At 63.0% G+C, this 23,325-nt stretch carries 23 protein-coding genes and 1 pseudogene; 16 read left to right on the top strand and 8 right to left on the bottom strand.

Going from position 1 to position 23,325, the window contains the following annotated elements; all coding sequences use genetic code 11:
* Positions 1–12 precede the first annotated feature (12 nt).
* Positions 13–468, bottom strand: a complete 456-nt coding sequence (locus tag PMM47T1_RS26115; RefSeq protein WP_008374778.1) for a MaoC family dehydratase — start codon at positions 466–468, stop codon at positions 13–15.
* Positions 469–614: 146 nt separating this feature from the next.
* Between PMM47T1_RS26115 and PMM47T1_RS26110 the strand changes: the two genes are divergently transcribed.
* Genes PMM47T1_RS26110 through PMM47T1_RS26100 form a run of 3 tightly spaced genes read left to right on the top strand, consistent with a single transcriptional unit; the run spans position 615 to position 2,282 of the window.
* Positions 615–968 carry a CidA/LrgA family protein gene (locus PMM47T1_RS26110; protein WP_008374776.1) on the top strand — a complete coding sequence of 118 codons (354 nt, stop codon included), beginning with the start codon at positions 615–617 and terminating at the stop codon, positions 966–968.
* A complete protein-coding gene (locus PMM47T1_RS26105) occupies positions 965–1,681 on the top strand; it encodes an LrgB family protein (protein WP_008374775.1) in 717 nt (238 codons plus the stop codon). Before PMM47T1_RS26110 ends, PMM47T1_RS26105 begins: the two co-directional genes overlap by 4 nt.
* Positions 1,682–1,691: 10 nt before the next feature.
* Complete coding sequence (locus PMM47T1_RS26100) at positions 1,692–2,282, top strand: LON peptidase substrate-binding domain-containing protein (protein ID WP_008374773.1); 591 nt, start codon at positions 1,692–1,694, stop codon at positions 2,280–2,282.
* A gap of 43 nt (positions 2,283–2,325) precedes the next feature.
* On the opposite strand, the gene PMM47T1_RS26095 is transcribed toward PMM47T1_RS26100, so the two are convergent.
* The gene (locus PMM47T1_RS26095) at positions 2,326–3,642 is read right to left on the bottom strand and encodes a bifunctional DedA family/phosphatase PAP2 family protein (RefSeq protein WP_008374770.1); all 1,317 of its coding nucleotides are present in this window, start codon (positions 3,640–3,642) and stop codon (positions 2,326–2,328) included.
* A 3-nt stretch (positions 3,643–3,645) separates the two neighbouring features.
* A complete protein-coding gene (locus tag PMM47T1_RS26090; protein ID WP_008374768.1) occupies positions 3,646–4,344 on the bottom strand; it encodes a DNA-3-methyladenine glycosylase in 699 nt (232 codons plus the stop codon).
* Positions 4,345–4,523: 179 nt separating this feature from the next.
* On the opposite strand from PMM47T1_RS26090, the gene PMM47T1_RS26085 reads away from it, so the two are divergent.
* The 13 genes and pseudogenes from PMM47T1_RS26085 to PMM47T1_RS26025 all read left to right on the top strand — a co-directional run bounded on the left by PMM47T1_RS26085 (position 4,524) and on the right by PMM47T1_RS26025 (position 16,897).
* On the top strand, positions 4,524–5,795 hold the full coding sequence (locus PMM47T1_RS26085; RefSeq protein ID WP_008374765.1) for a glutamate-5-semialdehyde dehydrogenase: 1,272 nt from the start codon (positions 4,524–4,526) through the stop codon (positions 5,793–5,795).
* 10 nt (positions 5,796–5,805) lie between these two features.
* Entirely contained in the window at positions 5,806–6,474 is a 669-nt protein-coding gene (nadD, locus tag PMM47T1_RS26080; protein WP_043301553.1) for a nicotinate-nucleotide adenylyltransferase, read from the top strand.
* 16 nt (positions 6,475–6,490) lie between these two features.
* Positions 6,491–6,883 (top strand): ribosome silencing factor, encoded by a 393-nt coding sequence (gene rsfS / locus PMM47T1_RS26075; protein WP_008374761.1) that lies wholly within the window; start codon positions 6,491–6,493, stop codon positions 6,881–6,883.
* A 9-nt stretch (positions 6,884–6,892) separates the two neighbouring features.
* A complete protein-coding gene (rlmH, locus tag PMM47T1_RS26070) occupies positions 6,893–7,360 on the top strand; it encodes a 23S rRNA (pseudouridine(1915)-N(3))-methyltransferase RlmH (protein WP_008374759.1) in 468 nt (155 codons plus the stop codon).
* A gap of 18 nt (positions 7,361–7,378) precedes the next feature.
* Entirely contained in the window at positions 7,379–9,274 is a 1,896-nt protein-coding gene (gene mrdA / locus PMM47T1_RS26065) for a penicillin-binding protein 2 (protein ID WP_008374756.1), read from the top strand.
* Between the two features lie 31 nt (positions 9,275–9,305).
* Positions 9,306–10,408 (top strand): annotated as a pseudogene (gene rodA / locus PMM47T1_RS26060) (rod shape-determining protein RodA).
* 17 nt (positions 10,409–10,425) lie between these two features.
* A complete protein-coding gene (mltB, locus tag PMM47T1_RS26055; protein ID WP_008374748.1) occupies positions 10,426–11,436 on the top strand; it encodes a lytic murein transglycosylase B in 1,011 nt (336 codons plus the stop codon).
* A complete protein-coding gene (locus tag PMM47T1_RS26050; protein WP_008374747.1) occupies positions 11,436–12,449 on the top strand; it encodes a septal ring lytic transglycosylase RlpA family protein in 1,014 nt (337 codons plus the stop codon). Before mltB ends, PMM47T1_RS26050 begins: the two co-directional genes overlap by 1 nt.
* A gap of 170 nt (positions 12,450–12,619) precedes the next feature.
* A complete protein-coding gene (locus PMM47T1_RS26045; RefSeq protein ID WP_008374745.1) occupies positions 12,620–13,780 on the top strand; it encodes a D-alanyl-D-alanine carboxypeptidase family protein in 1,161 nt (386 codons plus the stop codon).
* A gap of 82 nt (positions 13,781–13,862) precedes the next feature.
* Complete coding sequence (locus PMM47T1_RS26040) at positions 13,863–14,138, top strand: DUF493 domain-containing protein (protein ID WP_008374744.1); 276 nt, start codon at positions 13,863–13,865, stop codon at positions 14,136–14,138.
* A complete protein-coding gene (gene lipB / locus PMM47T1_RS26035) occupies positions 14,138–14,785 on the top strand; it encodes a lipoyl(octanoyl) transferase LipB (RefSeq protein ID WP_008374741.1) in 648 nt (215 codons plus the stop codon). Before PMM47T1_RS26040 ends, lipB begins: the two co-directional genes overlap by 1 nt.
* 40 nt (positions 14,786–14,825) lie before the next feature.
* Positions 14,826–15,806: a lipoyl synthase gene (gene lipA, locus PMM47T1_RS26030; RefSeq protein WP_177323405.1), complete on the top strand. Its 981-nt coding sequence runs from the start codon at positions 14,826–14,828 to the stop codon at positions 15,804–15,806.
* Between the two features lie 152 nt (positions 15,807–15,958).
* On the top strand, positions 15,959–16,897 hold the full coding sequence (locus PMM47T1_RS26025; protein ID WP_008374734.1) for a S66 peptidase family protein: 939 nt from the start codon (positions 15,959–15,961) through the stop codon (positions 16,895–16,897).
* A 100-nt stretch (positions 16,898–16,997) separates the two neighbouring features.
* Here PMM47T1_RS26025 and PMM47T1_RS26020 read toward each other — a convergent pair whose 3' ends face one another.
* From PMM47T1_RS26020 to leuS, 5 genes are all read right to left on the bottom strand, one after another.
* Positions 16,998–18,320, bottom strand: coding sequence for a lytic murein transglycosylase (locus PMM47T1_RS26020; protein WP_043301551.1), 1,323 nt, complete (start codon positions 18,318–18,320; stop codon positions 16,998–17,000).
* A 95-nt stretch (positions 18,321–18,415) separates the two neighbouring features.
* Entirely contained in the window at positions 18,416–18,568 is a 153-nt protein-coding gene (gene arfA / locus PMM47T1_RS26015) for an alternative ribosome rescue factor ArfA (protein WP_008374729.1), read from the bottom strand.
* A 143-nt stretch (positions 18,569–18,711) separates the two neighbouring features.
* Positions 18,712–19,749, bottom strand: coding sequence for a DNA polymerase III subunit delta (gene holA, locus PMM47T1_RS26010; RefSeq protein WP_008374727.1), 1,038 nt, complete (start codon positions 19,747–19,749; stop codon positions 18,712–18,714).
* Between the two features lie 40 nt (positions 19,750–19,789).
* The gene (locus PMM47T1_RS26005; protein ID WP_008374724.1) at positions 19,790–20,395 is read right to left on the bottom strand and encodes an LPS-assembly lipoprotein LptE; all 606 of its coding nucleotides are present in this window, start codon (positions 20,393–20,395) and stop codon (positions 19,790–19,792) included.
* Positions 20,396–20,467: 72 nt separating this feature from the next.
* Positions 20,468–23,074: a leucine--tRNA ligase gene (gene leuS / locus PMM47T1_RS26000; protein WP_008374722.1), complete on the bottom strand. Its 2,607-nt coding sequence runs from the start codon at positions 23,072–23,074 to the stop codon at positions 20,468–20,470.
* Between the last annotated feature and the right edge of the window lie 251 nt (positions 23,075–23,325).

Genomic DNA, 23,325 nt, shown 5'->3' with positions numbered 1-23,325 from the left:
CGCTGGCCGGTATTAAACGAAGCAGAGCGACAGCGGTTCAGCTACATAGGCCGGTTTTTCCTGGCCTTCGATTTCCAGGGTAGCGACGGCCTTGAGCAGCCACTGCCCCGGTTTTTTCTCGGTGACCTCAGTCAGTTCCACCTTGAGGCGAACGTTCGAATCCACTTTCACCGGCTGGATAAAGCGCACGCTGTCCAAGCCGTAGTTCACCACCATTTTCAGGCCTTCAGGCACTACCAGCAGGTCCTCCATCAGCTTTGGAATCAGCGACAGCGACAGGAATCCGTGGGCGATGGTGCTGCCGAACGGGGTCTTGGCGGCTTTTTCCGGGTCTACGTGAATGAACTGAAAGTCGCCAGTGGCTTCGGCGAACAGGTTGATGCGTGCCTGATCAATCTTCAGCCATTGGGAGTACCCCAGTTCCTTACCTACGTACTGCTTGAGTTCTGCAACGGGTACAAAGGGCATCGAGACTCTCCTTGTTAAGTGGCGCGTGCCTAGATCAGCATGGCGAACCAGGCTGGTCAAGCTTCCATGGCTTTGGCGAATGGCGGTTTATAGCCGCCAGCCTTGCGTGCTTATAATGACCGCGCATGCCGGGGGCGGAGAGAATTATGTTGTTACGTGGTTTGACATGGCTGATCGTTTTCCAGTTGCTGGGCACCGCCCTCAACCATCTAGTATTGACCATGCTGCCGGGCCCCATCATTGGGCTCTTGCTGTTGCTGGGTTTCCTGATCATCCGGGGCGAGGTCGGCAAGCCGCTCAGCGAAGCCTCCGCCAGCCTGTTGCGCTACCTGCCACTGCTGCTGGTACCGCCGGCCGTGGGCGTGATGGCCTATGCCAGTGATATTGCCGCCGACTTCTGGGCCATCGTCGGCACGCTGTTCATTTCCGTGCTGGTGTCCATGGCGCTGGCCGGCTGGCTGATGCAGAAAATGCTGGCACGCCGGGGCGACCACTCATGACCCTGGACTGGCAAGGCGCGATTGAGTCGGTGATCCATCATCCGCTGTTCGGTATCGGCATTACCTTGGGCGCTTATCAATGGGTGCTGGCGGCCTATGAGCGCACCCGCTGGATTTTCCTGCAGCCGGTACTGGTCTCCATGCTGCTGGTGATCGGCGTGCTATTGCTGACCGGCGTGGGCTACACCGAATACCGCAAGAGCACCGAGATCCTGGGCACCCTTCTGGGCCCGGCCACAGTGGCGCTGGCGGTGCCCCTTTACCTCAACCTGCGGCGCATTCGTCAATTGCTCGTGCCCACCTTGGCTACGCTGGTGATAGGCGGGGTGTTCGCCACCAGCCTTGGTCTGCTGCTGGCCTGGAGCTTTGGTGCCGAGCACATGATTCTGATGACGCTGGCGCCGAAGTCGGTGACATCGCCCATTGCCATGCTGGTGGCGGAGCAGATCGGCGGTGTCGCCGCGCTGGCTGCGGTGTTCGTGCTGATTACCGGGGTGATCGGGGCGATTTTTGGCCCCGCCCTGTTGTCCATCCTCAAGGTGCGCAGCCCGGCGGCCCGAGGCATGGCGCTGGGCATGACCGCCCATGCGGTGGGCACTTCGGTGGCGCTGCAGGAGGGTGAGGAATGTGGGGCCTTTGCCGCGCTGGCGATGAGCCTGATGGGGGTGTCGACCGCGGTGTTCCTGCCGTTGGCCGTCAGCCTGTTTGCTTAAGGAAACCACTATGACGTTGCCGCTGTTTCCCCTCAATACCGTGCTTTTCCCGGGCTGCTTTCTCGACCTGCAGCTATTCGAGGCGCGCTACCTGGACATGATTGGGCGGTGCATGAAGCAGGGGGCCGGCTTTGGCGTGGTGTGCATCCTGGAAGGCCAGGAAGTGGGTCCGGCCCCCACGGGACACGCCATGATCGGCTGCGAAGCAGTGATTCGCGACTTCCAGCAGCAGGACAATGGCCTGTTGGGGATTCGCGTGGAAGGTGTGCGGCGCTTCCGCATCACTGGCACCGAGTTGCAACGCGATCAGTTGCTGGTGGCTGATGTGCAGTGGTTGCCGCCAGGCACCAACCCACCCTTGGTGGCCGACGATGACGACCTGGTGGCGTTGCTCCATGCCTTGGCCGAACACCCGATGGTGGCGGCCCTGGACATGGGCAGCGAGGTGCCGGACCGACAATCGCTGGCCAATCAGCTGGCGTACCTGCTGCCATTTCCCGAACAGGACAAGATAGACCTGCTGGCGCTGGACGATCCGGCCCAACGCCTGGCGGCCATCCAGGTATTGCTCGACGAACTGCAGGGCGAGCTTTTCGCCTGAGTTCCGACATCAGCCCCACATGAAGGATAGCGGCACCGCGGTTTCAATAGGCGTAACGCAGCAGCGAGTGCGAAAACCCGCGGGTGGCGAAGTACACCAGGATCGCCGCCACGATTGGCAGCACAACCCACCACACCCTCGGCGCCATTGCCGGCAATGGCTGGCGCCACTGGCTTGCGGTCAGGCTGGCGGCGCAAACGAAGCATGCCAGCAGCGAACCGGCGAGGATGTCGGTAGGCCAATGCGCCCCTAGGTACACCCGAGACAACGCAATCGCCGCCGCCGGCAACGCAGCCAACAAAAGCCAGGTCAGCCGCAGGCGTGGCGGCTGGCCACGACCGGCCAGCACGCCCAGAGTCAGGAACAGGGCGAATGAGGCCGAGCTGTGGCCGCTGGGCATGCTGAAGGCGCTCAGCGGATCGATCAGCACCGTCGGGCGGGCACGTGCGAATACATGTTTCATCACCATGTTGCCGAGCGCGGTGAACAACAAAGTGCTCAGGGCGAACAACGCCTGGCGCCATTGGCGAAACGCCAGCAGCAGGCTGCACAGCACGATGGCAATGACGAGCTGACAGCGAAGGTCGCCCATCTTGGTCAGCGTCACGGCAATCTCGTCGGCCATCAGCCCGCGGTGCTCTTGCACCAGGGTCATGATGCCCTGGTCAAAATGCACCAGGTGCGGCCAGCCCAGGAAGACCACCGCCAGCAACACCATGCACATGGCTGTGACCAGGCGGGTGCCGTGGGGGCGCGAGCGCCAGGCTGCGCTGATGCTCAGGCCGATCAGCACGGCAAAGCCGGCCGCCAGCACTCCAGCTTCGCCCCAGAATCCTTCTGGCAATGGCAGGCGCATGGCCGCCCCTGTCGCCCAGCCCGGCAGCAGGTAAACCACCGACCAGCCGGCGCCGGCCAGCAGGCTTACCGCGATAAAACGCAGCAGGGGCATGTCGAACATGCCCGCCACCATGGGCAACATGGGCCGCAGTGGGCCGATGAAGCGCCCCACCAGCAGGCTGGCAATACCGTAGCGCTGGAAATAGCCCTCGGCCCGGCCGATCCATTCCGGATGCTGGCGCAAGCCCGGCAGGCGCCGAATGTTCTGGTGAAAATGCCGCCCGGTGAAGTAGGACAGCGCATCACCCAACAGCCCGCCTACGTAGCCCAGCAACAGTGTCTCGCCCAGCGACAGGCTGCCGTTGCCCGCCAACACGGCAATGGCGAACAGCAGCACGGTGCCCGGCACGATCAGCCCCACGATAGCCAGGCATTCGGTGCAGGCCACCAGCACAATCGCCAGCCCCAGCCATTGAGGGTGAGCGGATAACCAGGTGGTCAGTCCGTCGAGCCATGGGCCCATGTTTCAGTTTCCTTGCGTGAGGATGAGGAAGTCGCGACCTTCGACTTGACCGCGGCGCAAGGGGTTCCTTGTGCAGTGACGGGCATGCTCGGCGTCCACGAAGCGATACAGCAGGTGTTCGTCGCGCCCGTGGGGGATGCCGAGGCGGGTGGTCTGGATAATTTGTTTCGGGATAATTCCCAGGTCTTCGACAAACAGCTGTTCGTGATCGAAGCGCTTGGCGTCCCAGTTCGGCACTTTCAGCCCCAGCGCCTTGCACAGCAGCGTCTGCCCCGCGCACAGGCGCTCGGGCGGCCGCAGGTTGCCGTTGGCATCGGGGTTGTTCAACTGCATCTGCGCCAGGGCGTTGGCATCGGCATGGCGGTCCACCCAGGGGTAGCCCGACTTGATCAGCACCGCGTTGCCAGGGCCCTGGGCGCTGAAGTTCAGCGAGTCGCCGCCGCGGGCGTAGTACATGTAGATATGCCCGCCGTCGAGGAACAGCGCCTTGCGTTTCTCGGTGTAGCCCAGCGAGGCGTGGCTGCCTTTTTCGGCGCAGTAGTAGGCTTCGGTCTCGATGATCCGCGCCGACAGCCAGTACGGCCCCTGGCGATGGCGAATGACCTTGCCCAGCAGTTCGCGCGCCAGCAGCTGGGCGTCGCGGTCGAAAAAAACATCCGTCAGCGGGTGGGCGTCGGGCCAGGGCAGGGCGGCAGGCAGCATCGGCAGTTACCGGAAGATACGAAAGAGCGTGCAAGGATAATATTCATCCATGGCTTAATCACGGCTGAATCGTTGCCTGTTGTGTGACTGTTTTCGACCATCCGCCTGCCACCGCTGTCGGTGGACCTTCGAGACAGCTATAATCAGCCGCTTTCCTCTTTGCCAAGACCACAGAGACCATGACTGAGTCCGTTCTTGACTACATGACCCGCCTGGGTCGCGCCGCTCGCGAAGCTTCCCGCGTGATCGCGCGCGCCAGCACTGCGCAGAAGAATCGCGCCTTGCAGGCTGCCGCCAACGCCCTGGACGCCGCCCGCAGCGAACTGACCGCCGCCAACGAGCAGGACCTGGCCGCTGGCCGGGCCAACGGCCTGGAGCCTGCCATGCTCGAGCGCCTGGCGCTGACCCCTGCACGCATCGACGGCATGATCGTCGGCCTGCGCCAGGTGGCCAGCCTGCCGGACCCGGTCGGGGCGATCCGCGACATGAGTTATCGGCCGTCGGGTATCCAGGTAGGCAAGATGCGCGTACCGCTGGGTGTGGTAGGCATCATTTATGAGTCGCGGCCCAACGTGACCATCGATGCCGCCAGCCTGTGCCTGAAGTCGGGCAATGCCACCATCCTGCGCGGCGGCTCCGAGGCCATCCACTCCAACCGTGCCATCGCCGCCTGCGTGCAGCGCGGCCTGGCCGAGGCTGGCCTGCCAGCGGCCGTGGTGCAAGTGGTGGAAACCACCGACCGCGAAGCCGTGGGCGCGCTGATCACCATGCCCGAGTACGTGGACATCATTGTCCCGCGGGGCGGCCGTGGCCTGATCGAACGTGTCAGCCGCGACGCCAAGGTGCCGGTCATCAAGCACCTGGACGGCATCTGCCACATCTACGTGGCGGCCGATGCCGACCTGGCCAAGGCCCAGCGCATCGCGTTCAACGCCAAGACCTACCGCTATGGTATCTGCGGCGCCATGGAAACCCTGCTGGTGGACGCGGCCGTGGCCGCCGACTTCCTGCCGGCCATGGCTGCGCAGTTCGCCGAAAAAGGCGTGGAGCTGCGCGGTTGTGAACGCACCCGTGACATCATCCAGGCCGTGCCGGCCACCGAAGCGGATTGGCACACCGAATACCTGGCGGCGATCCTGTCCATTCGCGTGGTCGACGGCCTGGACCAGGCCATCGCCCACATCAATCATTACGGCTCGCACCACACGGACTCCATTGCCACCGAGAACCTGGGCGAGGCTCGGCGCTTCACCGCCGAAGTCGACTCGGCTTCGGTGATGATCAACACCCCGACCTGCTTTGCCGATGGCTTCGAGTATGGCCTGGGTGCGGAAATAGGCATCTCCACGGACAAAATCCATGCCCGTGGCCCGGTTGGCCTGGAAGGCCTGACCTGCGAGAAATACATTGTGGTCGGTGACGGTCAGTTGCGCGGCCAGGAGCCCGTCTGACTTGGGTGACCTGAGCCAGCCTGGCAACAAGCCCGCGCCACGCCGTATCGGCGTGCTGGGCGGGACCTTCGACCCGGTGCATATCGGTCACCTGCGCAGCGCGCTGGAAGTGGCCGATGCCCTGCACCTGGACGAATTGCGCCTGACCCCCAATGCCCGGCCCCCGCATCGCGACACCCCCCAGGTGACGCCGCAGGACCGCCTGGCGATGGTGCAATGCGCGGTGCAAGGTGTGGCGCCGTTGACGGTGGATGCCCGGGAGCTGCAACGGGACAAGCCGTCGTACACCATTGATACGCTGGAGCTGATGCGCGCGGAACTCGCCGCTGATGACCAGCTGTTTCTGCTGCTGGGCTGGGATGCCTTCTGTGGCCTGCCTTCCTGGCATCGCTGGGAAGAACTGCTGCAGCACTGCCATATTCTGGTATTGCAGCGGCCTGACGCCGACAGCGAGCCGCCGGATGCCTTGCGCAACCTGCTGGCCGCGCGGTCGGTCAGCGACCCGTTGGCCCTTGATGGGCCTGGCGGGAATATTACTTTCGTCTGGCAGACACCCCTGGCGGTGTCGGCCACCCAGATCCGTCAACTGCTGGCCAGCGGGAAGTCGGTACGTTTCCTGGTGCCTGACGCGGTACTGGCCTACATCGAGGCGCACGGGCTGTACCGTGCGTCCAATTGAACTGAACGAGTTTTATATGACCAAGCAAAAAATCAGCGTGTCCGGCGAAGAGCTGGTTGAACTGGCCAAGGCCGCCCTGGAAGACGTAAAGGCCCAGGACATCCTGGTCATCGACGTGAAAGACAAGCACAGCCTGACCGACTACATGGTGATCGCCACCGGTACCTCGAACCGCCAGATCAACGCCATGCTCGACAAGGTGCGCGAGAACGTCAAGGCCAAGGGCGCACAGCCTCTGGGCGAAGAAGGCAAGGGCGAAAGCGACTGGGTACTGCTGGACCTGGGCGACGTCATCGTGCACATGATGACGGCCGCTGCTCGCCAGTTCTACGACCTGGAACGCCTGTGGCAGGGCGCCGAGCAGAGCCGTGCCGCCAGCGGCGCGCACCACACCCCAGGCAACGAATAAGGCCGGGCCATGCGTCTGCGTCTGATTGCGGTCGGCTCGCGCATGCCGAAGTGGGTGGAAGACGGTTGGCATGAATACGCCAAGCGTCTGCCGTCCGAGCTTGCGCTGGACCTGGTGGAAATTGCGCTCAACACCCGCGGCAAGAACGCTGACGTGGCGCGCTTCATCCGCCAGGAAGGCGAAGCCATGTTGGCCAAGGTTCAGCCGGGTGAGCGTATTGTCACGCTCGAAGTCCACGGCAAGCCGTGGAGCACCGAGCAATTGGCGGTGGAGCTGGATCGCTGGCGGCTGGATTCACGCACGGTCAATTTCATGGTGGGTGGGCCCGAAGGGTTGGCGCCGGAAGTGTGCGCGCGTGCCGATCAGCGCTGGTCGCTGTCGCCCCTGACGTTGCCGCACCCGCTGGTGCGCATCCTGATCGGCGAGCAGCTGTATCGCGCCTGGACGGTCCTGTCCGGGCACCCCTACCATAAATAAGCGTGTAAGCCGCCCTTAATGTCCCAGCCGATTCGCCTCAAGGATCACGAGAAAGACGCACGCCTGGTGCGTAGCCGCGTCGTGGTCGGTGCAATCGTGGTGATAGTGGCAGTGTGCGCGCTGGTGGCACGACTGTATTACCTGCAGGTCATCCAGTACGACTATCACTCCACGCTGTCGGAGAACAATCGGGTGCACGTGCAGCCGATCTCGCCCTCGCGCGGGCTGATCTTCGATCGCAACGGGGTGATCATCGCCGATAACCGCCCAAGCTTCAGCCTGAGCATGACCCGCGAGCGTGCGGGTGACTGGGCACAGGTGCTCGACAGCATCGTCCAGATACTCGAGCTGACCCCTGACGACCGCGCCATCTTCGAGAAGCGCATGAAGCAGGGGCGCCGGCCATTCGAGCCGGTACCGATCCTGTTCGAGCTCAATGAAGAACAGATCGCCCGTATCGCCGTGAACCAGTTCCGCCTGCCAGGCGTGGAAGTGGTCGCACAATTGGTTCGCCACTACCCCCAGGGTCCGCATTTCGCGCACTCGGTGGGCTACATGGGGCGCATCAACGAGAAAGAGCTGAAAAGCCTCGACCCCGTCAATTACAGCGGCACCCACCATATCGGCAAAACCGGCGTCGAACGTTTCTACGAAGACCAGTTGCACGGACAGGTGGGCTACGAGGAAGTCGAAACCAACGCCCGTGGTCGCGTATTGCGGGTGCTCAAGCGTACCGACCCGCAACCGGGCAAGGACATTGTCCTGAGCCTGGACATTCAATTGCAGGAAGCCGCCGAGGCCGCGCTGGCCGGGCGCCGTGGCGCCATCGTTGCCCTGGACCCGAAAACCGGCGAGGTGCTGGCCATGGTCAGCCAGCCAAGTTTCGACCCCAATCTTTTCGTCACCGGCATCAGCTTCAAGGCCTATGCCGACCTGCGGGACTCCATCGACCGGCCGCTGTTCAACCGCGTGCTGCGCGGCCTATACCCGCCAGGCTCGACCATCAAGCCCGCGGTGGCCATCGCTGGCCTGGACAGTGGCGTGGTCACGGCCAGTACGCGCGTGTTCGACCCAGGCTATTACCAATTGCCCAATTTCGATCACAAGTACCGCAACTGGAACCGCACCGGCGACGGCTGGGTGGACCTGGACACCGCCATCATGCGTTCCAACGACACCTATTTCTACGACCTGGCGCACAAGATGGGCATCGATCGCCTGTCCAGCTATCTCAACCGTTTCGGTATCGGTCAGAAAGTGTCCATGGACATGTTCGAGGAATCGCCAGGGTTGATGCCGTCGCGGGACTGGAAGCGCATCACCCGACGCCAGGCCTGGTTCCCGGGCGAAACCCTGATTCTGGGGATCGGCCAGGGCTATATGCAGGCCACCCCGTTGCAACTGGCCCAGGCCACGGCGCTGGTGGCCAACAAGGGCAAATGGAACCGTCCGCACCTGGCGCGCACCATCGAAGGTACGCCGCCCGTGGACGACAACCCCATGGACGACATTGTGTTGCGCGACCCCAATGACTGGGATCGGGTTAACCACGGCATGCAGCAAGTGATGCACGGTGCCCGCGGCACCGCGCGCAAAGCGTCGGTCGGCGCCCAGTACCGCATTGCCGGCAAAAGCGGTACCGCCCAGGTGGTTGCCATCAAGCAGGGCGAAAAATACGACCGCTCCAAACTTCAGGAACGCCATCGCGACCACGCCTTGTTCGTGGGGTTCGCGCCGGCCGACAATCCCCAAATTGTAGTTGCGGTGATGGTGGAGAACGGCGAGTCCGGTTCCGGCGTCGCAGCGCCCGTCGTTCGCCAGGTCATGGACGCCTGGCTGTTAGGCCCCGACGGTCAGCTCAAGCCCGAGTACGCCAGCAACACCGCAACGGAGACAACCGCACGTGAAGAGTAATTTCGATCGCATGCTCTCCAGCGAGGACGTGATGCGCCGCCGCGCCACCTTGCTGCAGCGCATCCACATCGACGGCCCGCTGTTGATCCTGCTGTTGACCCTGGCCGCCGGCAGCCTGTTCGTGCTGTATTCGGCCAGCGGCAAAAGCTGGGACCTGCTGATCAAGCAGGCCACCTCGTTCGGCATCGGCCTGGTGTCGATGCTGCTGATCGCCCAGCTGGAGCCACGGTTCATGGCGCGCTGGGTACCGCTGGCGTATTGCCTGGGGGTGATTCTGCTGGTGGCGGTAGATGTCATGGGCCATAACGCCATGGGCGCCACGCGCTGGATCAACATTCCGGGGGTGATCAAATTCCAGCCGTCGGAATTCATGAAAATCATCATGCCAGCCACCATTGCCTGGTACCTGGCCAAGCGCACCCTGCCGCCCACGCTCAAGCATGTGGGCGCCAGCCTGATGATGATCGGTATCCCGTTCATCCTCATCGTGCGCCAGCCAGACTTGGGTACCTCGTTGCTGATCCTGGCCTCGGGTACCTTCGTGCTGTTCATGGCCGGCCTGCGCTGGCGCTGGATCATCAGCGTGATTGCCGCGGCGGTGCCGGTGGCGGTGGCCATGTGGTTCTTCATCATGCACGACTACCAGAAGCAGCGGATCCTGACCTTCCTCGACCCCGAAAGCGACCCGCTGGGCACCGGCTGGAACATCATTCAGTCCAAGGCCGCCATCGGCTCGGGCGGCGTGTTCGGCAAGGGCTGGCTGCTGGGTACCCAGTCGCACCTGGACTTCCTGCCCGAAAGCCACACCGACTTCATCATCGCCGTGCTGGGTGAGGAGTTCGGCCTGGTCCCCTGTGTGCCTTGCTGCTGTTGTACCTGGCGCTGATCGGCCGCGGGCTGGTCATCACCGCCCAGGCCCAGACCCTGTTTGGCAAGTTGCTGGCCGGCAGCCTGACCATGACGTTTTTTGTTTACGTTTTCGTCAATATCGGTATGGTCAGCGGCCTGTTGCCTGTCGTGGGCGTGCCGTTGCCCTTCATTAGTTACGGCGGAACTTCGCTGGTGACGCTGATGTCAGCGTTTGGGGTTTTGATGTCGATCCATACCCATCGCAAGTGGATCGCGCAGGTTTGATTAAGGTGAAGAATTTCATGCAAGCAGTATGCAACTGGGCCGCTCGGTGCATTCCCTGGGTCGGCCTGGTGGGCATCCTCGGGTCGTCGCAGCAGGCGACGGCCGGCGACTACGATGGCACCCCGCAATTGGCCCAGTTCGTTGGCGAAATGACCCGTGACTACGGCTTTGCCGGTGAGCAGGTGATTGGGGTGTTCGAAGAGGTTCAGCGCAAACAGGCCATCCTCGACGCTATCTCCAGGCCGGCCGAACGGGTGAAGCCGTGGAAGGAATACCGCCCGCTGTTCATCACCGATGCGCGCATTGCCCGCGGCGTGGACTTCTGGCGCCAGCATGAAGCCGCGCTCAAGCGTGCCGAACAGGAATACGGGGTACCGGCGCAGATTATTGTGTCTATTATTGGTGTCGAAACCTTCTTCGGCAGAAACACCGGTAATTACCGGGTGATCGACGCACTTTCCACGCTGGCGTTCGATTATCCCCCGCGCGCCGACTTCTTCCGCAAGGAGCTGCGCGAATTCCTGCTGCTATCGCGTGAAGAGCAGGTTGACCCGCTCAGCATCAAGGGTTCCTACGCCGGCGCCATGGGCCTGCCGCAGTTCATGCCCAGCAGTTTCCGCGCTTATGCGGTGGATTTCGACGGTGATGGCCACATCAACATCTGGAGCGACCCCGACGATGCCATTGGCAGTGTCGCCAACTATTTCAAGCAGCATGGCTGGGTCATGGGCCAGCCGGTGGTGAGCCGCGCCTCGGTGCGTGGCGAACACGTGGATGAGGGGTTGAGCCCGGGCATTGATCCGGTAAAGAACGTTGGACAGTTGCGAGCACTGGGCTGGTCGAGTCATGATGCGCTGCGCGACGATATGCCCGTGACTGCTTTCCGCTTCGACGGTGAGTTCGGTCCGGAATATTGGATGGGCCTGGGCAACTTCTACGCCATCACTCGCTATAATCGCAGCGCTATGTATGCCATGGCCGTCTATCAACTGTCGCAAGCACTGGTTCAAGCACGGGGCGTCAAGTAATGCGGACTACGCCGATTCGCACACCACTGAAGCTGATGGGCTACGCGGCCCTCGCCCTGCTGGTCGTCAGCTGCTCGTCCACCAGCCGTTCCCCGCAAAGCGGCGGTTATACTGTGCGCTCGCAGCCAGGCCTGGACATCAACCGGGCGCACAAGGATGGCGCGCCGTGGTGGGACGTGGACGTGTCGCGTATTCCCGACGCCGTGCCCACCCTGCACAGCGGGCCCTACAAGGCCAACCCGTACACGGTGCTGGGCAAGACCTATTTCCCGCTCACTGATGCCAGCCACTACTCGGCCACTGGCACGGCGTCGTGGTACGGCACCAAGTTCCATGGCCAGAACACCGCCAACGGCGAAGTGTATGACCTGTACGGCATGAGTGCCGCACACAAGACCTTGCCGCTGCCCAGCTACGTGCGTGTGACCAACCTGGACAACAACCGCAGCGTGATCCTGCGGGTCAACGATCGCGGGCCGTTCTATTCCGACCGCATCATCGACCTCTCGTACGCCGCGGCCAAGAAGCTGGGCTACGCCGAGATCGGTACCGCACGGGTCAAGGTCGAGGGTATCGACCCGGCCCAGTACTGGGCCCAGCGTGGCCGCCCGGCGCCGTTGATGCTTGACCAGCCGCAAGTAGCCCAGGCACAGCAACAGCCGGTCATCACTGCGTCGGCCGGTACCATTGAGCAGTGGACGCCGCCGCCGCAACAGCACGCCGCCGCCGTCCTGCCTGCGCAGATCGACGCAAAAAAAAACGCTTCTGTACCAGCCTCTGGCCAGTTTCTCCAGGTGGGAGCGTTCGCCAATCCGGACGCTGCGGAGCTCCTGAGGTCGAAGTTGAGCTCGATGGTACGGGCCCCGGTGTTCGTGAGCTCCATAGTGCGCAACCAGCAGACACTCTATCGGGTGCGGCTGGGGCCGATCGGCACGCCGGTTGAAGTGCAGCAGACCCAGGACAGCGTGCGCCTGGCCAACCTGGGCTCGCCCAGCGTGGTCACCGCCGAATGAACTTCCCGACCTGGCAACAGGTCGGACCACGGCTGTCGCCTGTGCCTTGCGGCCAGCGACGGCCGTTTGATTAACGGCCCGAAGAAAGGCCGCGCTGTAACAAGGGGTCAACCCCAATAAACAGATTTTGCCCGCGAGGGCATGTGCCCATTAGCAATTTCGAGAGACGGATGAACATCACCACCTTTGCCAAACGACTGTGCCTGCCTGTACTGCTGCTGATCGCCCCAGTTGCCATGTCGGCCGAGCAAATGACCCCTGCGGCGCCGCAACTGGCTGCCAAGGCCTACGTACTGATGGAAGCGTCCAGCGGGCAAGTCCTGGTGGACAGCAATGGCGACCAGCGTCTGCCACCAGCCAGCCTGACCAAACTGATGAGCGCCTACATCGCCACGCTGGAGATCAAGCGCGGTCAGATCGGTGAGAACGACCCGGTTACCGTCAGCGAGAACGCCTGGCGTACCGGTGGTTCGCGGATGTTCCTCAAGGTGGGCTCGCAGGTGTCGGTCAGCGACCTGCTGCACGGCATCATCATCCAATCGGGCAACGATGCCACCGTCGCCCTGTCCGAGCACATCGCGGGCAGCGAAGACGCCTTCGCCGACATGATGAACAAGACCGCCGGCGACCTGGGCATGGAGAACAGCCACTTCATGAACCCTACCGGGCTGCCGAACCCGGATCACTACTCCACCCCGCACGACATCGCCAAATTGGCCCGCGCGATCATCAACATCGACCCGGCCCACTATGCGATCTACTCGCAGAAAGAGTTTTTCTGGAACAACATCAAGCAGCCTAACCGCAACCTGCTGCTGTGGCGCGACAAGACCGTCGACGGTCTGAAAACCGGCCACACCGAAGAAGCCGGCTACTGCATGGCGGCTTCGGCCGTACGTGATGGCATGCGCCTGATCGCCGTGGTGTTCGGTACTACCAGTGAAGCGGCCCGTGCTGCTGAAACCCAGAAGCTGTTGACCTACGGTTTCCGCTTCTTTGAAACCCAGACCTTCTACCAGAAGGGCACCGAGCTGGCCAAGGCGCCGGTCTGGAAAGGCGCGACCCACGAAATTCGCGCCGGCCTGGCCGACGACCTGACCCTGACCCTGCCTAAAGGTCAATTGAAAGGCCTGACCGCCACCATGACCATGAACCCACAGCTGACCGCGCCCATCGCCAAAGGTGACGTGATCGGTAAAGTGGAAGTCAAAAATGGTGACCAGGTTGTCCACAGCGCCAACCTGATTGCCCTCGACGCGGTCGAGGAGGGTGGCTTCATCCGCCGCATGTGGGATAGCATTCGTCTATTCTTCTACGGCTTGTTCAACTGATTACGTGAACAGCATGCCCCCTGGCCGCGCCGTGCGGACAGGGGGTTTGTCCGTCTTCACGGCTTGCGAGGCCGTTACTGCTATGACAGACACCGAAGTCAAGGCTCCTAAGATCGAATTCCCATGCGCCGACTATCCGATCAAAGTGATCGGCACCACCGGCGTGGGCTTCAAAGACACCGTGATCGGCATCGTTGAGAAGCACGCCACGGTAGAACACGAGAAAACCGCCGAGCGCCTGAGCAGCAACGGCAAGTACACCACGCTGCAGCTGCATATTCTGGCGACCGGGCAAGACCAGCTGTACAACATCAACAGCGAACTGCGTGCCACCGGCCAAGTGCAAATGGTGCTGTGATGTCGCAATGCCTGGGCTTTCGCGAGGTTGGCCTGATGGCCTACGAGCCGGTCTGGCACGCGATGCAGCGGTTCACCGACCAACGTACCCCGGCGACGAAGGACGAAGTGTGGCTGGTGCAGCACCCGTCGGTGTTCACCCAGGGCCAGGCGGGCAAGGCCGAGCACCTGCTGGTGCCCGGCGATATCCCGGTGGTACAGGTGGATCGCGGTGGCCAGGTGACCTACCACGGCCCCGGCCAGATGGTGGCCTACCTGTTGTTGGACGTGCGACGCCTGGGCTACGGCGTGCGAGACCTGGTCTCGCGTATCGAGCAGACCATCGTCGCGCTGCTGGATGAATATGGTGTACCGGCGGCGGCGAAGTCCGATGCGCCGGGTGTTTATGTCCAGGGGGCGAAAATCGCCTCGCTGGGCCTGCGGATCCGCAATGGTTGCTCCTTTCATGGCCTGGCCCTGAACGTGGACATGGACCTTGCGCCGTTCCGCCGTATCAACCCCTGCGGATATGCCGGGCTGGCGATGACCCAGTTGTGCGATCATGCAGGCCAGATTGAATATGCCGAGGTTGGTGCCCGGCTGCGCGCGCAGCTCGTCAAGCACCTCGACTACGCTGAGCAGACGACCCTGACGGGCGGAATCGATTGATATGACTACCGCGCAAGACACAGCTGAATCCGTGCAAACCATGATCCCGGTCACCAACGTGACCACGCCTCGGCCCAAGGTCGAAGCCGGCGTGAAATTGCGCGGTGCCGAGAAAGTCGCACGTATTCCGGTGAAGATCATCCCCACCGAAGAACTGCCGAAAAAGCCGGACTGGATTCGCGTACGCATCCCGGTTTCGCCGGAAGTCGACCGTATCAAGCAACTGCTGCGCAAGCACAAGCTGCACAGTGTCTGTGAAGAGGCTTCCTGCCCGAACCTGGGCGAGTGCTTCAGCGGTGGTACCGCCACCTTCATGATCATGGGTGACATCTGCACCCGTCGCTGCCCGTTCTGCGACGTCGGCCACGGCCGTCCGAAGGCGCTGGACGCCGACGAGCCGATGAACCTGGCTGTAGCCATCGCCGACCTGCGCCTCAAGTACGTGGTCATCACCTCGGTAGACCGTGACGACCTGCGCGACGGTGGTGCCCAGCACTTCGCCGACTGCCTGCGGGAAATCCGCAAACTGTCGCCGGGCGTGCAGTTGGAAACCCTGGTACCGGACTACCGCGGCCGCATGGACGTTGCCTTGCAGATCACTGCCGCCGAGCCGCCGGATGTGTTCAACCACAACCTGGAAACCGTGCCACGCCTGTACAAGGCCGCGCGCCCAGGTTCGGACTACCAGTGGTCGCTGACCCTGCTGCAGAAGTTTAAGGAAATGGTGCCGCACGTCCCCACCAAGTCCGGGCTGATGCTGGGGCTGGGCGAAACCGACGAAGAAGTGATCGAAGTGATGCATCGCATGCGCGAGCACAACATCGACATGCTGACCCTTGGCCAGTACCTGCAACCATCGCGCAGCCACCTGCCGGTGCAGCGTTTCGTGCACCCGGACACCTTCGCCTGGTTCGCCGAGGAAGGGTACAAGATGGGCTTCAAGAACGTCGCTTCCGGCCCGCTGGTACGTTCCTCGTACCATGCCGACCAGCAGGCGCACGAGGCCCGGATCAAGCTCTGATCAAGGCCTGCGGCACCGATGCCGGCCGGTGGTTCATTGAACCGCGGCCGGCATTGTCGTTTTTGCGATGTACCAAGTTACAAGACTATGCTGTTCTGTCATGGGGAACGCTCTAAAGTAGGCGTTTTCGATCCATGCAAGGAGCTCATCGAATGAAAGACACACCGGTTGTCGACGCAGCCACGCTGCCGCGTCGGGTGCCCACCGAAGCTCAAATCGCGCTGATCGCCCCGGCTGGGCCCAAGGAGTTCGATGTCCAGGCTGCCCAGCGCTGGGTAACCAGCCGTGGCCACTCGCTCAAGGTCTACCCCGGCGTGCTGGAGCATCAGGGCTACCTGGCCGGCAGCGACGCGATGCGCTTGCAGGACCTGCATGATGCCTTCGCCGACCCCGACATCGACGCCATCATCTGCCTGCGTGGCGGCTACGGAACGCCGCGGCTGCTGGACAAGATCGACTACGACCTCATTGGCCGGCACGTCAAACCCTTCATCGGCTACAGCGACATCACCGCGCTGCACCTGGCGTTTGCGCGCCATTGCAACTTCGTGACCTTCCATGGCCCGATGCTCACGTCCGACCTGCTGGCTAACCGCCAGGCGCCCACGGAAGACTCCATGCGCCGGTTGCTGCGCGGCCAATTGCGCGCGGGCGACCTGCTGGCGCACCCGGTGGCGCACCCGTTGACCTGCATTGAACACGGCGTGGCCAGTGGGCGCCTGACCGGCGGCAACCTGTCGATGATCTGCGCCACCCTGGCCACCGATTACGAAATCGACCTGGACGGCGCCATACTGTTCATCGAGGACGTTGGCGAGCCGTTGTACAGGGTTGATCGCCTGTTGACGCAATTGCGCCTTGCCGGGCGTTTCAAGGGCCTTCGCGGGGTATTGGTGGGAGATTTCGCCGGCCTGGACGTGCCGCGTCTGACGCCGTTGCTCAAGGAAGTCTTCGGCCCCATGGGCATCCCGGTGCTGGCAGGCTGGCGCAGCGGGCATTGCGACCCGAACCTGACGCTGCCATTGAACACCCAGGTCAGGTTGGACGCGGGGCAGAAAACCCTGATGCTGGAGCAGGACGTAGTCCGCTAGCCCAATCGGATTCGCCGCCATCACCCCCACGTAGGAGCTGCGGGGCGGCCATCCGCCGCCAGGCTGCGAAGGCCCGCATAGCGGGCCCGCGGGATGTTGCTTACTGCCCGCGCAGGCTGTCCAGCAGCTTGTGGTTGGCGTAGCCATCGGCCGGCCAGCCCAGCGCTTGCTGCACCAGGCGAATGGCCTTGCGGGTGTTGGCGCCGATGATGCCGTCCGGTGTTCCCGCCTCATAGCCCTTGGCCGTCAGCAGGGTCTGCAACTCTAGACGCTCGGTGCGGCTCAGCGGCAAGTCGTCACGTGGCCAGTCACCCATCACATACCCGCCACCATCAAAGCGTTGCGACAGCAGGCTGACCGCCAGCGCATAGGACGATGAGTTGTTGTACTTGAGAATGGCGCGGAAGTTGTCCAGCACCAGGAACGCCGGGCCGCGATAGCCCGCCGGTAGCAGCAACGCCGCCGACAACTGGTCGCTGCCAGCCGGCAGGCGCGTGCCTGGCGTCACCTTCACGCCCATTTTCAACCACTCCGCCACGGGCTTGCGCACCGTGCCGTCGGCCTGGGCGTAGTCGAAGCCGGGTGCCAGTTGCACTTCAAAGCCCCACGGCTGGCCACGCTGCCAGCCCGAGCTTTGCAGGTAGTGGGCGGTGGACGCCAAGGCGTCAGGCGCGCTGCCCCAGATATCGCGACGGCCGTCGCCATCGAAATCCACGGCATGGGAGTTGTAGGTGGTGGGGATGAACTGGGTCTGGCCCATGGCACCCGACCAGGAGCCCAGCATGGCTTCAGGCTGAATATCGCCGTTCTGCAGAATCTGCAGGGCGGCGATCAACTGATCCTGGGCAAAGCTCTGGCGACGGCCTTCGTAGGCCAGGGTCGCCAGCGAGCGAATCACCGACTTGTCGCCCTGAAACTGGCCAAAGCTGCTTTCCATGCCCCATACCGCCACCAACGCCTGCCGGTCTACGCCATAACGCTGCTCGATGCCTTGCAGCACGTCGGCGTACTGGCCAAGCAGTGCCTGACCCTTGCGCACGCGCACCGGCGAGATGGCACCGTCCAGGTACTCCCACACCGGCCGGGTGAACTCCGGCTGGCTGCGGTCGGCCTTGACCACGCTGGGGTCGGGGGTGACGCCAGCGAACGCGCGGTCGAACACGTCGGGGCGAATGCCGGCCTGTAGCGCCTGCTGGCGAAAGCTATCCTCCCATTGGGCAAAGGTCTCGGTGGGCAGCATCACGCCGTCGGCATCCACAGGCGCAGCAGTGGTCAACGGGGCTACGGGCGAGGTTTTTTGCGCGGGGGCAGGCAGGGCATCGGCGGCTACCGTAGGCTTTTCAGCACAGGCGCCCAGCAGAACGAGGGTGGAAGCAGCGAGCAGATGACGCATTTGCACACGCTGGAGACGACGAAGAGGCATTCACAGGTCCAGGTATTTCAAGTCAGATGCGGACCATATCATGAGAGCGGGGGGCGAGGGGCAACGCGTAGGAAAGTTCGTGGTAAACGATGATTTCAAGCCGCCAGAAAAGGAGAAGCCTCCCAGTTGTTCGACTGGAAGGCTTCGCGTTTGAAGCTGCCCTTGCCCTTGGCGGGTCGTTCCTGGCGGCTGCGGAACAGGGGCTGGGCGATAATGGATTTGGCCTTGTTGGGGCGCTTTTTGCTCATGACGGCACTCCTTGGTTGGAGCGCCGATGATACGCCTGCTGTCTCCTCACGCAAGCCCCGCAATCCAAGGAGCTGCCGCCAGGCTGCGAAGGTCCTGCGGACCTTTTCACAGCCTGACGGCAGCTCCTGCAGAGGTAGGTGGCCTACTGCGCGGGAAGCACCGTCCGCTGCCCCGCCATCAGCAGCGACAACCGCGACAAACTGATCCACACCGACCCCTGGGCCTGGCCCTTGATCTGCGCGTCGATGTGCTGGGCATCCTGCAAAAGCTCACCCCAGCGCTTGGCCGAGTGGCGTTGCAGGGCCTTGCTCATCAGCGGTTTGCGCTTGTCCCATACCGGCGGCTTGGCGCTGCTGAAAGCCTTGTCCAGCGGCGTGCCCTGGCTGTATTGCAGGGCAATGTTGGCCAGGGTGCGCAGCTCCCGGGCCAGCGCCCAGAGGATCACTGGTGGTTCAACGCCTTCGCCACGCAAGCCTTCAAGCATGCGCAAGGCATGCGCGGCTTCGCCGTTGAGCACCGCATCCACCAGCCCGAACACGTCAAAGCGGGCGCTGTCGGCCACGGCCGATTGCACCGTTTCCAGGGTGACCTGGTTATTTTCGGCCAACAGTTTGAGCTTTTCGATTTCCTGGGCCGCGGCCAGCAGGTTGCCTTCCACGCGCGCGGCAATTAGCTCCACCGCGTCCTGCTGGGCTGCCAGGCCTGCCTGGGACAGGCGCTGGCGAATCCACTGCGGCAGCTGGTTGGCGTCTACCGGCCAGATCTGCACGAACTGGGTGTGCTGGCCTTCGACCAGGGCCTTGCCCCACTTGGTCTTCTGCGCGCTGCCATCAAGCTTGGGCAGGCTGATCAGCAGCAGGGTGTCCTCGGCGGGGCGCGAGCAGTACTCGATCAGTGCCGCGGCGCCCTTGTCACCGGGCTTGCCCGAGGGCAGGCGCAGTTCCAGCAGGCGGCGCTGGGCAAACAGCGACAGGCTGGCGCCCGCTTGCAGCAGCGTGCCCCAATCGAAGCTGGCGTCGGCGCTGAATACCTGGCGTTCGTCGAAGCCTTGCTGGCGTGCGGCGGCGCGCACCGCGTCGGCGGCTTCCTGGCACAGCAGCGGGTCATCGCCGCTGATCACGTAGACCGGCGCAAGGCTGCCTTGCAGGTGTTTGTTGAGTTGGGCGGGGGTCAGTTTCATGGTGATGAAAGAAGGGGCGCCTGAGCGCCCCGTTCCTCTTTTACTTCGAAGGGATCTGGATCGGCGACTGCTGAGGCGTCGCGTCACGAATACGCTGGGCCTCGGCTTCCTGCTCTTCCAGGGCCTTGGCCTTGGCGTCGGCATCAGCCTGCAGCGTGGCCAGTTGTTCCGGCTTGATCTGTTCCAGGCGCAGCATCAGGCGCTGGATGATCTCGCGACGGATGTCTTCGCGAGTCTGCTGGGCCACCTGGTCGGAACCTGCCAGGTTGTTGCCATCCTGGGTGTAGACCTTGTCGACAACGATCTTGTCGCTCATCAGGTTGAGGTTGTTGTGGCCAACGATGTCGTAACTCAGGGTTGTGGTCAGCTCGTACTCAGCTGAACGCGTACCGCTGGTGTAGCTGGCCGAACGCTGGTCTTCCTGCTCGCGGCTCAGCACCAGCTTGTAGGGGGCGCCGTCGTAGACTTTCACACCGGCCGCGACAATCTGCTTGCGCAATTGCGTCACGGTAGGGCCGTAGGCATCGCGGGCGGACACGTTCAGCTCCTTGAGAGCCAGTTGGTTGGTGCCGGTGCCGCGCAACTGGAAACCGCAGGCGCCCAGCAGCATGGCCAGGCCCATAACCAGTAGATTGCGTTTGATCATCTTGATGCTCCCTAGAAACCTTGTGGGCCGACTCTGTATATGGCGCCCGGTTGCCCGGGCGCGCTGATCCGATCAGCTGGCGACGATATTGACCAGTTTGCCAGGCACGACGATGACCTTGCGGATCGTCAGGCCGTCGATGAAGCGCAGCACGTTTTCGTTGACCCGGGCCGCCGCTTCGATTTCTTCGCGGGTGGCGCTGGCCGGCATTTCGATCTGGCCGCGCAGCTTGCCGTTCACCTGGATGACCAGGGTCAGGCTGTCCTGCACCAGGGCGCTGTCGTCCAGCACCGGCCAGGCGGCGTCGATGACGGCACCGGCGTGGCCCAGGGCATTCCACAGCTCGTGGCAGATGTGCGGGGTGATCGGTGCCAACAGCAGGGTCACGGTTTCCAGGCCTTCCTGGATCAACGCGCGGTCCTGTTCGCTGGCCTGCGGGGCCTTTTCCAGCACGTTCATCAGCGTCATCACCTGGGCAATGGCGGTGTTGAACTTGTGATGCTGGCCGATATCCTGGCTGGCCTGCTTGATGGCCAGGTGAGTGGCGCGGCGGATGACCTTCTGCTCGTCCGACAGGCTGGCAACGTCCAGCGCGGCCGGCAGGCCATGGCCGACGTGGGCCTGGGCAAGGCGCCATACGCGGCGCATGAAGCGGTTCGAGCCTTCGACGCCGGAGTCGGACCATTCCAGGCTCATGTCGGGCGGCGAGGCGAACATCATGAACAGGCGGCAGGTGTCCGCACCGTACTGGTTGATCATCGACTGTGGGTCGACGCCGTTGTTCTTGGACTTGGACATCTTCTCGGTGCCACCGATTTCCACCGGCAGGCCGTCGCTGATCAGCTTGGCGCTGATGACCTTGGCCTTGCTGTCACGCTCAAGCTCGACGTCGGCCGGGTTGAACCAGGTCTTGCCGCCGTTATCTTCCAGGCGGTAGTAGGTTTCGGCGACCACCATGCCCTGGGTCAGCAGGTTCTTGAACGGCTCGTTGGAGCTGACCAGGCCTTCGTCGCGCATCAGCTTGTGGAAGAAGCGCGCGTACAGCAGGTGCAGGATGGCGTGTTCGATACCGCCGATGTACTGGTCTACTGGCAGCCAGTGGTTGGCCGCGGCAGGGTCGACCATGCCCTGGTCGTATTGTGGCGAGGCGTAGCGGGCGTAGTACCACGAGGACTCCACGAAGGTGTCCATGGTGTCGGTTTCACGCTTGGCCGCCGCGCCGCATTTCGGGCAGGTGCACTCGTAGAACTCGGGCATGCGCGCCAAGGGCGAGCCAGCACCGTCCGGAACCACGTCTTCGGGCAGCTTGACCGGCAGTTGGTCTTCCGGCACGGGCACGTCACCGCAGGCATCGCAGTGGATGATCGGGATCGGGCAGCCCCAGTAGCGCTGGCGGCTGATGCCCCAGTCGCGCAGACGGAACTGGGTGCGGGACTTGCCCAGTTCTTTTTTGATCAGCGCCACTTCGATGGCGTCGAAGGCGCCGGCGAAGTCCAGGCCGTCGAATTCGCCGGAATTGATCAGCGTGCCGTGTTCGCCATAGGCCTCCTGCCACGGGGCAGGATTGGTGTCACCGGCGCTGGTGCGCACTACCGACTTGATCGGCAGGCTGTACTTGGTAGCAAATTCGAAGTCGCGCTCGTCGTGAGCCGGCACGGCCATCACTGCGCCGTCGCCGTAGTGCATCAGCACGTAGTTGGCGACCCATACCGGCAGTTTTTCACCGGTCAGCGGGTGCTCGACGAACAGCGGCGTCGGCATGCCTTTCTTTTCCTGGGTAGCGACGTCGGCTTCGGCGACGCTACCGCTCTTGCATTCGTTGATGAACGCTTGCAGCTCAGGGTGGTTCTGCGCCGCCAGGGTGGCCAACGGGTGCTCGGCGGCCACGGCCACGTAAGTGGCGCCCATCAGGGTGTCTGGGCGGGTGGTGAAGACTTTCAGCGCGCCGGCTTCGCCAATGGAGGCGACGTTGTACGGGAACTGCACTTCCATGCCGCGCGACTTGCCGATCCAGTTGCGCTGCATGGTCTTGACCTGCTCAGGCCAGCCTGGCAGTTCGTCCAGGCTATCGAGCAGCTCTTCGGCGTACGCGGTGATCTTGAAGTAGTACATCGGGATTTCGCGCTTCTCGATCAGCGCGCCCGAACGCCAGCCACGGCCGTCGATGACCTGCTCGTTGGCCAGTACGGTCTGGTCCACCGGGTCCCAGTTCACGGTACCGTTCTTGCGGTAGATAACGCCTTTTTCAAACAGGCGGGTGAACAGCCACTGCTCCCAACGGTAGTAGTCGGGCTTGCATGTGGTGACTTCGCGCGACCAGTCGATCGCCAGGCCCAGGCTCTTGAGCTGGGTCTTCATGTAGGCGATGTTCTCGTAGGTCCACTTGGCCGGCGCGACCTTGTTCTTCATGGCGGCGTTTTCTGCCGGCATGCCGAAGGCGTCCCACCCCATGGGCTGCAGGACATTCTTGCCCTGCATGCGGTGGTAGCGCGAGATCACGTCGCCAATGGTGTAGTTGCGCACGTGCCCCATGTGTAGCTTGCCGCTGGGGTAGGGGAACATCGACAGGCAGTAGAAGGTCTCCTTGCCTGGCTGCTCACTTACTTCAAAGGACTTTTGCTCATCCCAGAACGACTGGGCGGCGGCTTCGATTTCGCGGGGCTGATAGAGTTCGTGCATGGCTACTTTGCGCTGAGAAATGGGTGACCTTATCCAGGCAGCGTAACATCCGCTGCACCCGGCAATCCGGCGGCGATCTTGAAACGCCGTAGCATACATGACCCCGCTTCAAGGAGGGAAACCCTGATTGCATCAAAGGCTGTCCGCGCCAGGCGGCGCACTGCCAGCAAACGCCCGCAGGCATTGCCCGTTGGTCGCAGCGGCGGGCTGGTTTCGTTCGCGCCGCTAAGCTCATCAATGGGGAGTGTGTT

This window comes from Pseudomonas sp. M47T1, from assembly GCF_000263855.1.
Classification (GTDB): domain Bacteria; phylum Pseudomonadota; class Gammaproteobacteria; order Pseudomonadales; family Pseudomonadaceae; genus Aquipseudomonas.
The sequence above is the reverse complement of the archived record's forward strand: the minus strand, read 5'-3'. Positions and strand labels throughout refer to the sequence as shown.

Bases quoted from the DNA above. Each gene is read 5' to 3' on its own strand.
- PMM47T1_RS26020 (WP_043301551.1), bottom strand. From the start codon at position 18,320: ATGCCTCTTCGTCGTCTCCAGCGTGTGCAAATGCGTCATCTGCTCGCT.
- arfA (WP_008374729.1), bottom strand. From the start codon at position 18,568: ATGAGCAAAAAGCGCCCCAACAAGGCCAAATCCATTATCGCCCAGCCC.
- mltB (WP_008374748.1), top strand. From the start codon at position 10,426: ATGCAAGCAGTATGCAACTGGGCCGCTCGGTGCATTCCCTGGGTCGGC.
- PMM47T1_RS26085 (WP_008374765.1), top strand. From the start codon at position 4,524: ATGACTGAGTCCGTTCTTGACTACATGACCCGCCTGGGTCGCGCCGCT.
- PMM47T1_RS26110 (WP_008374776.1), top strand. From the start codon at position 615: ATGTTGTTACGTGGTTTGACATGGCTGATCGTTTTCCAGTTGCTGGGC.
- PMM47T1_RS26105 (WP_008374775.1), top strand. From the start codon at position 965: ATGACCCTGGACTGGCAAGGCGCGATTGAGTCGGTGATCCATCATCCG.
- lipA (WP_177323405.1), top strand. From the start codon at position 14,826: ATGATCCCGGTCACCAACGTGACCACGCCTCGGCCCAAGGTCGAAGCC.
- PMM47T1_RS26040 (WP_008374744.1), top strand. From the start codon at position 13,863: ATGACAGACACCGAAGTCAAGGCTCCTAAGATCGAATTCCCATGCGCC.
- PMM47T1_RS26115 (WP_008374778.1), bottom strand. From the start codon at position 468: ATGCCCTTTGTACCCGTTGCAGAACTCAAGCAGTACGTAGGTAAGGAA.
- PMM47T1_RS26050 (WP_008374747.1), top strand. From the start codon at position 11,436: ATGCGGACTACGCCGATTCGCACACCACTGAAGCTGATGGGCTACGCG.
- holA (WP_008374727.1), bottom strand. From the start codon at position 19,749: ATGAAACTGACCCCCGCCCAACTCAACAAACACCTGCAAGGCAGCCTT.
- PMM47T1_RS26090 (WP_008374768.1), bottom strand. From the start codon at position 4,344: ATGCTGCCTGCCGCCCTGCCCTGGCCCGACGCCCACCCGCTGACGGAT.
- mrdA (WP_008374756.1), top strand. From the start codon at position 7,379: ATGTCCCAGCCGATTCGCCTCAAGGATCACGAGAAAGACGCACGCCTG.
- rlmH (WP_008374759.1), top strand. From the start codon at position 6,893: ATGCGTCTGCGTCTGATTGCGGTCGGCTCGCGCATGCCGAAGTGGGTG.
- leuS (WP_008374722.1), bottom strand. From the start codon at position 23,074: ATGCACGAACTCTATCAGCCCCGCGAAATCGAAGCCGCCGCCCAGTCG.
- PMM47T1_RS26005 (WP_008374724.1), bottom strand. From the start codon at position 20,395: ATGATCAAACGCAATCTACTGGTTATGGGCCTGGCCATGCTGCTGGGC.
- PMM47T1_RS26045 (WP_008374745.1), top strand. From the start codon at position 12,620: ATGAACATCACCACCTTTGCCAAACGACTGTGCCTGCCTGTACTGCTG.
- PMM47T1_RS26095 (WP_008374770.1), bottom strand. From the start codon at position 3,642: ATGGGCCCATGGCTCGACGGACTGACCACCTGGTTATCCGCTCACCCT.
- PMM47T1_RS26025 (WP_008374734.1), top strand. From the start codon at position 15,959: ATGAAAGACACACCGGTTGTCGACGCAGCCACGCTGCCGCGTCGGGTG.
- rsfS (WP_008374761.1), top strand. From the start codon at position 6,491: ATGACCAAGCAAAAAATCAGCGTGTCCGGCGAAGAGCTGGTTGAACTG.
- PMM47T1_RS26100 (WP_008374773.1), top strand. From the start codon at position 1,692: ATGACGTTGCCGCTGTTTCCCCTCAATACCGTGCTTTTCCCGGGCTGC.
- lipB (WP_008374741.1), top strand. From the start codon at position 14,138: ATGTCGCAATGCCTGGGCTTTCGCGAGGTTGGCCTGATGGCCTACGAG.